The 13,409-nt window shown below is 45.6% G+C and carries 13 protein-coding genes; 8 read left to right on the top strand and 5 right to left on the bottom strand.

All coding sequences use genetic code 11. The annotated features are described in order from the left end of the window. Nucleotides 1-51: 51 nt before the first annotated feature. Together B9T10_RS02450 and prfA are read right to left on the bottom strand one after the other, a co-directional pair. A complete protein-coding gene (locus tag B9T10_RS02450; protein ID WP_094537711.1) occupies nucleotides 52-1,878 on the bottom strand; it encodes a bifunctional 2',3'-cyclic-nucleotide 2'-phosphodiesterase/3'-nucleotidase in 1,827 nt (608 codons plus the stop codon). Nucleotides 1,879-1,888: 10 nt separating this feature from the next. After that, on the bottom strand, nucleotides 1,889-2,977 hold the full coding sequence (prfA, locus tag B9T10_RS02455; protein ID WP_008314773.1) for a peptide chain release factor 1: 1,089 nt from the start codon (nucleotides 2,975-2,977) through the stop codon (nucleotides 1,889-1,891). A gap of 86 nt (nucleotides 2,978-3,063) precedes the next feature. On the opposite strand from prfA, the gene B9T10_RS02460 reads away from it, so the two are divergent. From B9T10_RS02460 to B9T10_RS02485, 6 genes are all read left to right on the top strand, one after another. Beyond that, a complete protein-coding gene (locus B9T10_RS02460; RefSeq protein WP_008314774.1) occupies nucleotides 3,064-3,372 on the top strand; it encodes an FtsB family cell division protein in 309 nt (102 codons plus the stop codon). Further along, nucleotides 3,365-4,369, top strand: coding sequence for a YeiH family protein (locus tag B9T10_RS02465; protein WP_063454964.1), 1,005 nt, complete (start codon nucleotides 3,365-3,367; stop codon nucleotides 4,367-4,369). Before B9T10_RS02460 ends, B9T10_RS02465 begins: the two co-directional genes overlap by 8 nt. A gap of 33 nt (nucleotides 4,370-4,402) precedes the next feature. Then, nucleotides 4,403-5,773 carry an amino acid permease gene (locus B9T10_RS02470; protein ID WP_094537712.1) on the top strand — a complete coding sequence of 457 codons (1,371 nt, stop codon included), beginning with the start codon at nucleotides 4,403-4,405 and terminating at the stop codon, nucleotides 5,771-5,773. Then, nucleotides 5,754-6,317 (top strand): HutD/Ves family protein, encoded by a 564-nt coding sequence (locus B9T10_RS02475; RefSeq protein WP_094537713.1) that lies wholly within the window; start codon nucleotides 5,754-5,756, stop codon nucleotides 6,315-6,317. Before B9T10_RS02470 ends, B9T10_RS02475 begins: the two co-directional genes overlap by 20 nt. 238 nt (nucleotides 6,318-6,555) lie before the next feature. Then, complete coding sequence (locus B9T10_RS02480; RefSeq protein ID WP_008314778.1) at nucleotides 6,556-7,473, top strand: homoserine O-succinyltransferase; 918 nt, start codon at nucleotides 6,556-6,558, stop codon at nucleotides 7,471-7,473. Between the two features lie 93 nt (nucleotides 7,474-7,566). Next, entirely contained in the window at nucleotides 7,567-8,163 is a 597-nt protein-coding gene (locus tag B9T10_RS02485) for an NlpC/P60 family protein (RefSeq protein WP_094537714.1), read from the top strand. A 39-nt stretch (nucleotides 8,164-8,202) separates the two neighbouring features. Here the strand turns inward: B9T10_RS02485 and B9T10_RS02490 are convergent, their stop codons facing one another. Together B9T10_RS02490 and B9T10_RS02495 are read right to left on the bottom strand one after the other, a co-directional pair. Further along, a complete protein-coding gene (locus tag B9T10_RS02490) occupies nucleotides 8,203-8,640 on the bottom strand; it encodes a DUF2262 domain-containing protein (RefSeq protein ID WP_094488523.1) in 438 nt (145 codons plus the stop codon). Between the two features lie 2 nt (nucleotides 8,641-8,642). After that, a complete protein-coding gene (locus B9T10_RS02495; RefSeq protein ID WP_063454969.1) occupies nucleotides 8,643-9,515 on the bottom strand; it encodes an NAD(+)/NADH kinase in 873 nt (290 codons plus the stop codon). A gap of 66 nt (nucleotides 9,516-9,581) precedes the next feature. Between B9T10_RS02495 and selD the strand changes: the two genes are divergently transcribed. After that, entirely contained in the window at nucleotides 9,582-10,622 is a 1,041-nt protein-coding gene (selD, locus tag B9T10_RS02500) for a selenide, water dikinase SelD (RefSeq protein WP_094537715.1), read from the top strand. Between the two features lie 74 nt (nucleotides 10,623-10,696). Next, on the top strand, nucleotides 10,697-12,097 hold the full coding sequence (locus B9T10_RS02505; RefSeq protein ID WP_094537716.1) for an O-antigen ligase family protein: 1,401 nt from the start codon (nucleotides 10,697-10,699) through the stop codon (nucleotides 12,095-12,097). 48 nt (nucleotides 12,098-12,145) lie between these two features. On the opposite strand, the gene purD is transcribed toward B9T10_RS02505, so the two are convergent. Then, nucleotides 12,146-13,408: a phosphoribosylamine--glycine ligase gene (gene purD / locus B9T10_RS02510; RefSeq protein WP_094537717.1), complete on the bottom strand. Its 1,263-nt coding sequence runs from the start codon at nucleotides 13,406-13,408 to the stop codon at nucleotides 12,146-12,148. Nucleotide 13,409: the final 1 nt, after the last annotated feature.

Here is a 13,409-nt window from a genome sequence, read left to right on the forward strand (position 1 = left end):
GTAAAGATTGCGAATGATTCACATCTAAAATTGAGGTTTTTTGCGCAATATTTATTCAATATTTGGGCAAATGTAAATGGCAAATCCATCTTCATCCAAGCCTTGACAACGCTGCCAAGTGGGCATGTATGTTTGAATGTATTGCGCTGCTTTTTCATCGGGCGCCGTTTCATAGCGCACCTTTGCACGACATGCCAGTTGCCAATTAAAAGTGGGCACCACACGAATGCGGCCTTCATTGGCCACTTGATGCATCAAATATTCTGCAATGATTGTGGGCAATTCATCGGTGGATAAAGTCACCACCGCATGCTCCCCACTGCCGGGGAATTTTCCTGCATATGCACGATATTGATTGGTGATGAGAAAAAACTCATCCTCATCGCTAACCCATTTCCCCTCATGGGTTAAATCCACAATGCGCCGCGCTGCCTCATTAACCAAACGACACTCCCCATTGTATCGGCGCGGCTGCTGCACATCGACAGTGTATTCAACACCTTTGATCACATCCCGATTGTATCCACGATGCTTCGCCCAATTGATCAGTGGTTGGGCGGCACTTTGTCCTTCATCAATGGTAAAATAGATGCTGTTTGCGCATTCAAGCCATTCGCGTAGATCACGCCCATTGATGCGTAGGATGGCCAATTGATTGTTAAAGGGATACAAATCCGCCACATTCTTAAAGCTCAAAATGCCAGGCTCAATCCAGGTAAAATCATGCGGGGCATTTTTACGTCCCCCCACTTTAAATGCAGGCACGGCACTGAGGATTGGACGCTTCTCTACGCCCAATGACGCTAATAATTGCGCCCCATACCACAACTGCGCTTGAGCAATGAGCTCAATGCAGGCATCATCTTCCACCAGACTCATTGCACTTGAAAAATCGGTGACATTGCGTCCAATTGGGGCATTCATACGCGCTAAGGTCAATGCATGTTCACGCGCCACACAAGGAAATAATGGATGCGTTGCATCCCCTTGACCGCCATTTTCAATCAATTCAGGCATCGCATGCTCAATGTGCCAACCTGCGGCATCATGGGTCAGTGTAAAATTCACACAGCCTAAGTATTGCCCAAAGGCACCAGGCATGACCACAGGGACCGCACGACTGCCCATTTTTTCTGCCATGACGCCATGGGCATGCCCTGCCACAATGGCATCAACGCCCTCAATCTCTGCAATGTATGTGACGCTGTTCTCTGCTCCCATTTGATAAGGGCGATCACTGACGCCAGAATGGGACAACACAACAATAAGATCCGCACCTTTTGTTTTCATCTCTTTGACATAATGAGCAATCGATGCGGTGATGTCCTTCACCACTAAGCGCTCGTTCGGATCTTCTGATAAAACTTTATGATTCCAGAGCATCACTTGTGGCGGCACTGCCCCGATGACACCAATGGTGATCGGTTGCGGCGCACCCTTTTCCATGGTGATCGATCGCTGTAACAATAAATAAGGTGGCAACCATGGTTTGCCTGCCGCCGTTTCAATGTTCGCGCTCGTCACCGGATGGTGCCAATCTTGTATCGCCTTACGAAGATAGGACAACCCAAAATCAAACTCATGATTGCCAAGGGTTGCGCCATCGTATTGCAGCCCATTCATCAGGGTAATGATGGGATGCTGATGCACCATGGCATCATCGCGTAGATAGTTGCCAATGGGATTGCCCTGCAAGCAATCGCCATTGTCTAATAACAGTGTGTTCGGCTCTGTGCGGCGAATCTTTTCGATCTCATCCGCAAGCCCCATCAACCCGACATCAAGGAGCGATTGATCACGATAATAATCATAATTCGTGACATGTGCATGTAAATCCGTGGTGGCTAAAATGCAAAGTTTCGCTCGTTGAAGGGTCATGTCACTGTCGTTATCCTTGATCGCTTAATGAAGAGAGCATGTCCGCTTGATGCTCTTGAATGAGGGGATTGATCACTTGATTTAAATCGCCGCCCATGATGTCTTCTAATTTATAGAGAGTTAAGTTAATGCGGTGATCCGTAATGCGACCTTGCGGATAGTTGTACGTGCGAATGCGCTCAGAGCGATCCCCTGAACCCACAAGGCTTCTGCGGTTTTCACTCATGGCTTTTTGCTCTTTTTCACGCTCGGCTTCTAATAAACGTGATGCCAATAAGCTCATGGCACGCGCACGGTTTTTGTGCTGAGAGCGCTCATCTTGACACTCAACCACTGTGCCTGTCGGTAAATGCGTAATACGGATGGCAGAATCCGTTTTATTCACGTGCTGACCACCGGCGCCCGATGCACGGAACGTATCCACTTTTAAATCCGCAGGATTGATGTTCACCACTTCTGTTTCTGGCACTTCTGGCAAAATTGCAACCGTTGCCGCCGATGTATGCACGCGACCTTGTGATTCTGTCTCTGGCACACGTTGTACACGGTGCGCACCGGATTCAAACTTCAAGCGCGAATACGCACCATGACCAATCACACGCGCAATGATCTCTTTAAAGCCGCCATGTTCGCCGCGGTTTTCAGAGACAATTTCCACCTGCCAGCGCAATGTTTCTGCATAACGTGCATACATATTGAATAAGTCACCAGCAAAAATCGCCGCTTCATCGCCGCCCGTTCCGGCACGAATCTCTAAGAAGATGTTGCTGTCATCATTCGGATCTTTCGGCAACAGGAGAATTTGTAATGTCTTTTCTAATTCTGCTTGTTTCTCTTGCAGCAATGGCAATTCTTCTTTTGCCATCTCTTTGAGCTCAGCATCACTGCTTTCTAACATCTCTTTAGCTTCAGTGAGGTTAAACTCATTGGTTTTCCAGGCAGTGAATTCTTCCACCACAGGCGTCAATTGAGCATACTCTTGCGAGAGCTCACGGAATTTATTTTGATCGGTGATGATTTCAGGCTCAGAGAGTAAAACGCCCACTTCTTGATGACGCTCAATCAACTGATCTAACTTACGGATAATCGATGGATTCATAAAATTTTACTATATTCTTCTAGAAGAGATAAAATAGTCATTATCGCAGAATATTTACAATTCGTGTACCCGATAGGACAAAATTTATGAAATGGCTTCACGCGCTTATTGCCTTTTTAGCAGGCTTGGTTTTTTATTTAAGTTACAATTTGTGGTTTCAAGAGGATCAAGGTTATGCCTCCCTTGAAAAACTCACCGCGAAAATCGAAGCCGTCAATCAACAAAACAAACTGCTTGAAGCGCGCAACACCGCCCTTGAAGTGAAAATCAAAAGCCTCAAAACCGATGCCGGCGCCCAAGAAGAGCTCGCACGCCATAAACTTGGCCTCATTCAAGAGGATGAAACGTTTTATCAGATCCTTCCAAGTGAAGAGGAGCATCGTCATTATGACTAAACTCAATCAATCGATCCTTATTGGCATTCTCTGCTGCTTTGTGATTGCCATAGGGGCACACTTTTTAGGCAAACAATTCCCCCTCATTGGTGGCGCAGTTTTTGGGATCACCCTTGGCATCATTTTAAATGCATTATTTGCCAAAACCTCTGAAAAAATCAGCAAAGGCAGCAGCTTTGCCGGCAAAAAAATGCTCCATTATGCCATCATCTTATTGGGCTTTGAGATGAGCATTCAAGAGGTCTTTCATGTGGGCTTAAATTCGCTGTGGATCATGCTCTTTACACTTGCAGCCACCTTCATCACTGCCATTGTGGTGGCAAAAATGCTGAAAATTGATTTTGTCACCGGCACATTAATTGGTGTGGGCACAAGCATTTGTGGCGGCTCAGCCATTGCAGCAACAGCGCCTGTGGTGCGTGCAGACAGCCAACAGATCGCCTATGCCATTGCCACCATCTTTTTATTCAACATTGCCGCTGTTTTTATTTTCCCCGCCCTTGGCCATCTGTTTCATATGAACGATGAAGCCTTTGGCTTATGGGCAGGCACAGCCATTAATGACACGTCATCTGTTTTAGCCGCAGCTTATTCCTACAGTGATGAATCCGGCAGCCTTGCCACCATTGTTAAATTAACACGCACCTTGATGATCGTCCCCATCACCTTTTTCCTCTCCCTTTATATGGCTAAATCACAAAGTAGCGGCGGCGATTATGAATTTAAACTCACCAAAGCGGTGCCCTACTTCATCACAGGTTTTATCCTCACAACGTTGATCAATTCATTGAACATCATTCCCCATGAGATCACCCATGGTTTGGCACAATTTGGTAAATTTTTGATCATTGTGGCGCTTGTGGGCATTGGACTCAATACAGATTTAATGAAATTGCTGAAAAATGGGCTTCGTCCCATTATAATGGGCGCCATTTGTTGGGCGGTGCTCTCTGTCACTGCACTCATCGTACTCTACAGCATGGGGCATTTAGCCTAACCCGACGCAGCAATAAAGGACACAATTAACATTATGGCGACTCAGCTCAAGCGCGGATTGACACCGCGCCACGTTTTATTCATTGGCTTAGGTTCTGCCGTGGGCACCGGTCTATTTTATGGTTCAGCCAATGCCATTGAATTGGCAGGACCTGCCGTTCTCATCGCCTATTTTTTATCTGGCGTCGCCGTTTTTATGGTAATGCGCGCCCTAGGTGAGATGATCATGCATCACCCAATGCCGGGTGCTTTTGGCGCCTATGCCACCAAATATTTAGGCCCTTTGGCAGGTTTTATCACCGGTTGGACGTATGTGTTTGAAATGGCGCTCGTCTGCATTGCAGATGTCACCGCCTTTGCCATCTATATGGGTTTATGGTACCCCGATGTGGCCCCATGGATTTGGGCGTTGGCCATCACATTAATTTTATGTGGCATCAATCTGTGCGCCGTCAAAATGTTTGGCGAGCTCGGCTTTTGGCTTTCCCTATTAAAAGTGGTGTCCATCATTGCTATGATCATAGCAGGCGGCTACATTCTCATGAGCCACATGCATTTAAATGTGCCTCTTGAATTCACCCCAAGCCTTAGCAATCTTTGGAGCCACGATGGCTTTGCCCCCTTTGGCATCACAGGCATCATCATTTCCTTAACCGTTGTGGTGTTCTCATTTGGTGGCGTGGAAACTTTGGGGCTCACTGCATTAGAGGCTGAAAACCCTGAAAAAACAATCCCGATGTCCATCAATGTGGTGCCGGTGCAAATTCTGCTCTTTTACTTTTTAGCGCTCCTTGTGCTGATGGCGCTTTTTCCTTGGAATCACATTGGCTTAGGCGCGAGTCCATTTGTCACGATTTTTAAAAGTCTGGGCATTGATTACGCCGCAAATTTACTCAATATTGTGGTGATTACAGCAGCCATCTCCGCCATCAACAGTGACATCTTTGGTGCAGGTCGCATGATGCACGGACTCAGTGAACAAGGTCAAGCCCCCAAAGCATTAAGCAAGCTTTCTAAAAGTGGCGTGCCGATTGTGGCAATCGCCATCATGTTTGTGGTGATGATCATTGGCGTCGTGCTCAACTACTTTTTCCACGATGGTTTATTTTTAGTAATCGCAGCGATGGCAACCTTTGCCACTGTTTGGGTGTGGCTCACGGTGCTCATCTCTCAAGTGGGCATGCGTCAACAATTGACCAAAGACGAGGTCGCAAAGCTTAAATTCCCTGTGCCCTTTTGGCCAATTGGGCCTGCCCTTGCCATTGCCTTTATGCTCTTTGTGGTGGGCGTGCTTGGTTATTATGCACCTGTGCGCAATGCCTTATATGCCGGCATCATTTGGCTGGTGATTTTAACTGTCTGTTACTACTTATGGATCAAGCCCCATGCAAAAAATCGCCTTTAACACCCTAACGGTCAAACCTTGGAAAAATGGCCTTGGCACCACGCGTGAGGTGATGATCCATCCCCAAAATGCCACAATGGATGACTTTATTTGGCGTGTGAGCATGGCATCTGTTGAACACACAGGGCCCTTTTCTCATTTCCCGCATTGCCAAAGAAGCTTAGCGCTGTTAACGGGGCAATCGATTGAACTATTGATTGATGGTGCGCACCATACCCTTACAAAATCAGGGCAACCCATTACTTTTAGCGGGGAAAGCACTACGGAAATGATCCATTGTGTTGAGCCTGCGTTAGATTGCGGCATCATTACGGACACGCGCCGCGCTCGCCATTCAATGGTGCGTATTGATTTTACAGAAAATGATTATCAGCGATCTTCTTTGACCACATGCATCATTGCATTGACGGCATGCTCCCTGAATGGACAAGCGCTTGAGCCCTTAGATGCGCTCTTTTTCTCAGAGCATGATGAGAGGCACATAAAATTTAATGCGCCGTTTTCAATGGCTTCGTGCCTAATTATGGAAATTGACCTCAAATAGCCCTTGACACTTTTTATCCGAAATGGTTTGATACTTTTCAGTCCAACAATGTTACTAAAGTAAACTTAAACATGACCCACCCATCCGCGTTAATGATGATGCTTTAGAGAGTTACTCACTTGAGTGGCTCTCGAACCTTACTGTAGAGTCACTCTAACGCTCATCTTTACCCAAAAATTGATCCACCAGAGTGACAACACTCTGGTTTTTTTATGGATGAAATAAAAGGAGAACAACCATGCCCGTGATTATTCCGGAAAACTTACCCGCTTCACAAATTCTCAAAGATCATGGCATCTTTGTGATGAATCCAGAGCGTGCAAATACACAGGACATTCGTCCGGTGCGCATCTGTATTTTGAACTTAATGCCTGACAAAATCACCGCAGAAACCCAATTGCTCAGTAAGCTCAGTAATGGCATTTTGCAAGTGGACATCACGCTACTGGCCATTGAAAACCACACCTCTAAAAACACCAAGCAAGTGCATTTAGATGAATTTTACCGTTTTTTTAGCGACATTGAAGATGAGTATTTCGATGGCATGATCATCACAGGTGCACCCATTGAGCTCTTAGACTTTGAGGAAGTGACCTATTGGGATGAATTGACCAAAATCTTTGAATGGAGCAAAACCCATGTGTTTGCCTCCCTCTTTATCTGCTGGGGCAGCCAAGCGGCACTTAAATATTTTTATGGCATCGAGAAGAACATTTTCAAAGAGAAATTAACAGGTGTGTTTGAACACATCAAAGAAAAACCCGACTCTAAATTGCTCATTGGCATGGATGATCTGTTTTATGTGCCTCAATCACGCAACACGGAGAGTGATCCAATTGCCACGCGCAATCACCCTGAATTAGAGGTGATCGCAAGCTCTGAAGTCTCTGGCATTCATTTAGTGGCATCAAAAACGGGTCGCCAAGTCTTTATGAGTGGTCATCCTGAATATGGTAAAGAGACGCTCTTAAAAGAGTATCAGCGTGACTCTGCCCTAGGCATGATGACCATTCCGAGCAACTACTTTAAAAATGATGATCCCACTCAAGCCATTCAAACACGATGGATGAGTGCATCGAGCATTTTCTTCCAAAATTGGCTCAATTATTTTGTCTATCAAGAGACAGATTATGACTTTACGTCAAAAAAATCGTAAATCATCCTGATTAAATGTATAAATTATGGATCAGAAATCATTTTCTGATCTATAATCATTCATCCCTTTTGAGACAATGCAGAATGAATGATTATGAATAAGATTTTTTCGGTTGCCCTGGTATCCCTTTTAACGGTGGGTTGCGCAAGTACACAGACACAAAAAAGCGCCCCAATTGTTGCTCAAGCAAGCGTTGCCACAAGCGCTCAACCTAAAGCAAAACCTGTCGCGAGAACAAATGTGACGGTCAGCGCACCCGCAGCCTTAAGAGACAGCCACGTTGTCACCACGGCACTGCAAAATCAATTAAAACAATGGAAAGGCACGCCCTATAAATTAGGCGGTAACTCTTTAAATGGCATCGATTGCTCTGCCTTTGTACAGCGCACCTTTACAGATAAATTTGCCATCGCCATGCCACGCACAACGATCGCACAAAAATCTGTGGGCATTCAGATTCCTAAAGAAGAACTTAAACCCGGCGATCTCATCTTCTTTAAAACCAATTGGGGACGAAATCGCACTGGTCTTCATGTGGGCATTTACAATGGGAACAATCAATTCATCCACGCCTCAACTTCTAAAGGCGTGATGACCTCTTCATTGAATGACAAATATTGGAAACAGCGTTTTTATCAAGCACGCCGCGTGCAACAAAACAAAAGCACGCAAGTGGCACTCAATACCTAGTCACAATAAAAAAGCAGCAAACGCTGCTTTTTTTAATGCTTAAAAACTGATGTGCTCTTCAATGTGCACATTAATGAGCTGATAATCATAATCAAAACTCAAAATCGCACGGTTGCGCCATAAAAGCTCTAAATCATCAGTATATAACTCAATTTTATCTGAATGCATCACAATCGCATCGAGGGAGACAAAGTCAAAAAACTCCTCTAATGTGTATTCTGCTTCCCCTTCACTGAGCCAATCGCGGTTTTTAAGGGTCAACAATGCCTCTAATCCTGCAATGAAAGCATCTTCAAAGGCTTCACTTTCTAGGAATGCCAATAAGCGATCACCTAAAACCTTGGCTTCTAACGCATCGCCCACTAAGTTAATTTTAAGGGGCATGTCTGACAATTCAATGCTGCCTGCATAGCCTTGCAAAGCGGCTTCATAGGTCAATTCACCCAACACAGGGTGCACAAATGTGGAATGGTCCATAATTATCGTTCTCTCTCAGGGTGATGACCCCAGTTTAATTTTGCACGTAAAATTTCAAAATAGTTGTAGTTTTCAGGATGCACCAACGTGATTTTTGAGGCATTACTGATGAGTTCAAGCTCATCACCCTTATCAAAATCAAACACCACTTGCCCATCGCAACTGACGCTCACCGCATGGCGCACGCTCTCTTTCAATGCCACTTTGATTTTTAAATTCGTGGGCAATACAATCGGGCGATGGCTAAAGGTGTGCGGCGAAATGGGCACCACAAGCACCGCAGATAAAGATGGATAAACCAAAGGTCCGCCCGATGACAATGCATAAGCCGTTGAGCCTGTGGGCGTTGCAAAAATTACGCCATCGGCCCAATAGCTGGTTAAATACTTATCATCCACAAACACATCAAGCTCAATCATGCGGGAAATGCTGCGCTGATGTATCACCACATCATTTAAGGCAAAAGAGTCAAATTTACCGGGGATTTTCACACGAATGAGTTCACGATCCTCCGTTTTATATTCACCTTTTAAAATGTGAATCAAACTCTCTTCAAGCTCTGTTTCACGAATGTCCGTCAAAAAGCCTAAGCGCCCTAAATTGATGCCTAAAAATGGAATGTCTAAATGGCACGCCTTACGGGCAATGCCTAAAAATGTCCCATCGCCGCCAAAGATGATGATCAAATCACAATCTTTCACGCGATCTTCTAGCAATTGCTTAGATTCAGCGCTATCATTCGGGGGCAAGGCCAAGGTGACCGTTGCACAACCATTGCGCTCAAAGATGGCCTCAGCCGTTTTCATCACTTTAGCAAACGATGGATTGCTCACGTTGTTTCGGCTCACCAAAGCAATTTTGTTAAAATTGTTCATATCGGCTTCGTATATCAGTGGTTAAAGTGCTAAACTTTAACCTATTCTTATGGGATTGAAAAGGTAATGTCTGAGATAAAATTAACGCAATATAGCCACGGCGCCGGATGAGGCTGTAAATTAGATCCCAAGGTTCTTGGGGAGATATTGACAGGCAGTGGCATACAAACCTCTGATCCGAATTTATGGGTGGGCAACCAGTCACGCGATGATGCTGCAGTTTATGGCATCGATGCAACGACGGGGATTATCTCAACCACGGACTTTTTCATGCCGATTGTGGACGATCCCTTTGATTTTGGGCGCATTGCAGCCACAAATGCCATCAGTGATGTCTATGCGATGGGCGGTAAACCCATCATGGCGATTGCGATTTTAGGCTGGCCATCTCAAAAACTCCCCCCAGAAGTTGCGCGCACCGTCATTGCAGGCGGACGCGCCACCTGTGAAGCCGCTGGCATCATTTTAGCAGGCGGTCATTCCATCGATGCACCTGAACCGATTTTTGGTTTAGCGGTGACAGGCATTGTGGACAAAACGCATTTACAACGCAATGACACCGCACAAGTGGGCGATGCCATCTTTTTAACCAAACCCATTGGCATTGGCATCTTAACCACCGCAGAAAAACGTGGTTTACTGCGCAGTGAAGATCAATTCACTGCCCGTGACATTATGGTAGAGCTCAATCAAGCCGGTGCACGCTTTGCCCTTGAGCCGTATGTGCACGCCATGACGGATGTCACAGGTTTTGGATTGATTGGCCATCTCTCTGAGATGACCGAAGGCAGCAATGTCAGCATTGAGCTCAATTGTGCAAACATTCCGCTCATTGATTCTGTGCGCCATTATGAGGCTTTAGGATCAATGCCGGGCGGTACCTTTAAAAACTTGGCAAGTTATGAGCATTTAGTGACGCATAATGATCAATTTGACGCTTATCAACATCTTCTGGGTGATCCGCAAACAAGTGGCGGTTTATTAGTGTCTGTGAGCGGCGATCATATTGATGACTTCCAAACGTTATGCAAAGAGGAAGGGCTTGGCCATTTAGAGCCCATTGGCCACATCATTGCCCCACAAGCCCATAAAATCATCCTAAAATAATGGTGGCGCCATAGTCTCTGATGAAGCTATGGCTTATACTACATGCCTAAACAAAAAAGATAACAAGGCACACCATGACAAAGGATCGGACACATTTAGTATTGCATCGCATCATCATTTATCTCACGCTCATTTGGCTCTTTGGTTCGTTTGCAGGGATTGACCTCAATCCTTGGATTGATGATTATTACAATGAATGGCGCATGGGTGAGATCATTTTATTGCTGTTCAGTGCCGTCGGGCTCATCCTGTTACCGAGTACTGAACTGCGTCACCATCGCCATGCCCTAAAAATCGCCGCGCTGATCAATGGTTGTTATGTGCTGTTGCTGATCTTTGGCATTCATAATGTGACGGCATATTTAACCTTAAGCCTCAATATTCTATTGGTGATGGCGTTTCTCTACTTTGCAATGGCATTCAAAAAAGATCAACTTTGGTTCAATCATGCCCTTGCGGTCATTTCATTAACGCCCATTCCCAGCATTGTCTATCTCCTCACTAGCGTTATGATTCAAATCACAGATCCAAATTATACAAGCGTTGGGCACAATACCTTTGGCAACATTCGTTATTTTAATGATGCACTGTTGCCGTTACTCATGATTTTATGGTTGCGCCCGGGCTTTCTCGCCAATCAACGCTTCACACCATGGATCTTTATTTTAAGCACCTTATACCTCTTCGTGTTTTTCTATGATGGTGCTCGCGCCGTTTTACTGTCTCTCACCATCGGAATACTCCTCATTACAGTCTTAGGACAACATAAACGCGCTGCGTTAACATTGCCCTTAATGACAGTCATCTGCGCATTCACTTTATATGTGGTCTTTAATATTTTGATGCTGCAAGATGCACAAATGCATGGTTTAGCCCGCACAAGCTCATCAGGTCGGATGGATTTGTATCTTTTCTCCTTACAAACCTTCATGGACAATGTGTACATTGGCATGGGTACAGGTCATTTTATCTTTGAAGATGGCAATCAATTGGCTCACCCCCATAATTTCATGCTCTATTGGCTGGCTGAGATGGGCTTAATGGGGCTGATGCTCAATTTATTGTGCCTTTATTTATTGGTGCGCTTGCTGTCATATGCTGATCAACTGCCGGCCTGGCGTTGGGTCAGTGTCTTTGTATTGATGAGCAATGGTGCGTTGTCTGGCTCCTTAATTTACCCCATCAGTCAATGGCTGACTTTAATGTTGATGGCCTATGCTTATGCCGCACTGCCGAGCACATCAACCGCTCAGCCTCTTGCCCCTGTAATTTATGTTTATGGCCATAAAGGCTTGGCCATCATTGCCAGCATTCTCATCATGCTCAGTACATATTATGCATGGCCATACATCCGCCATGAAATGCTCTCACGAGAAACTGATGCCACAGATGATCCGATGCTCATCAATAGAGCCTTTGGCCCCGCAACTTGGCAGCACAATCCCATCATCGCTTGGCCAAGTGAATCAAAATAGCACATAAAAAAGCCGATACAATCGTATCGGCTTGATTGCATATTAATATTAACCCTTAAAACGATGACCAATGTCTGTACGGTAGAATGTGCCCTCGGTTTCAATCGCTTTCATCAAGGCATAAGCATGAGCTTTGGCTTCATCAAAGGTTTCGCCTAAACCTGTCGCCACCAAAATGCGCCCACCATTTGATACTAATTGCCCTGCTTTTTCCGCAACGCCTGCATTGAAAATCATATTAATGGATTCATCCACCGCCACAGTTTTCAACGGATGCCCTGTTTCAGGCTGCTCAGGATAACCTTTTGATGCGAGCACAACACCCACGCAATAACCTGATTTCCACGCAACGCTTGGCACGGGATTGTCACTTAACATCGTCAAAATCACATCAACCAAATCGCTTTCTAAGAGCGGTAAAATTACTTCAGCTTCAGGGTCACCAAAGCGCGCATTGAATTCGATGGTTTTAAAACCCTCTTTCGTTAAAATCAAGCCACCATACAAAAATCCTGTAAATGGCATGCCTTCCTTCACTAAGCCATCGGCCACCGGCTGCATGATGGTTTTGACGGCAATCGCGGTCTCTTCGCTCTCTGCTGTAAAGCATGGCGCATACGCCCCCATCCCACCTGTGTTCGGGCCTTCATCATTGTCATATGCACGTTTGTGATCTTGCGCCATCATCATCGGCACCACTTTATTGCCATGCACAAAGCACATGAGGGAATATTCATTGCCCTCTAAAAACTCTTCAATCACGATGCGTGCGCCAGCGTCCCCAAAGCGATTGTCTTCCAACATATCCACCACACACGCTTTGGCTTCATCCATCGTTTGTGGCAACACAACACCTTTACCCGCGGCTAAACCATCGGCTTTGATCACAATTGGTACACCCACTTTTTCAAGGTACGAAAGCGCCTCATCCACTTGTGTAAAGGTTTGGTGTGCAGCGGTTGGCACGCCATAGCGATTCATGATCACTTTGGCAAAATCTTTACTACCCTCAATTTGTGCGGCTGCCTGTGTTGGCCCCCATACTTTAATGCCGCGCGCTTGCATTTGATCGGCCACACCCGCCACTAAACTTGATTCAGGACCAATGATCACCAAATCAATCTGATTGGCTTCTGCCCAGTTTGCCAGCTCATCGCTTGCCGTTTCATTGATGTTCACAAGGTGCGCCACATTTTTCATGCCCACATTGCCAGGCGCCACATACACTTCTGATACTTGAGCGCTTTGTTTCACTTTCCATGCCAATGCGTGCTCACGCCCGCCCTTACCCACGATTAAAATTTTCATCATT

This window comes from Wohlfahrtiimonas chitiniclastica (genome assembly GCF_002252325.1).
GTDB lineage: Bacteria > Pseudomonadota > Gammaproteobacteria > Cardiobacteriales > Wohlfahrtiimonadaceae > Wohlfahrtiimonas > Wohlfahrtiimonas chitiniclastica.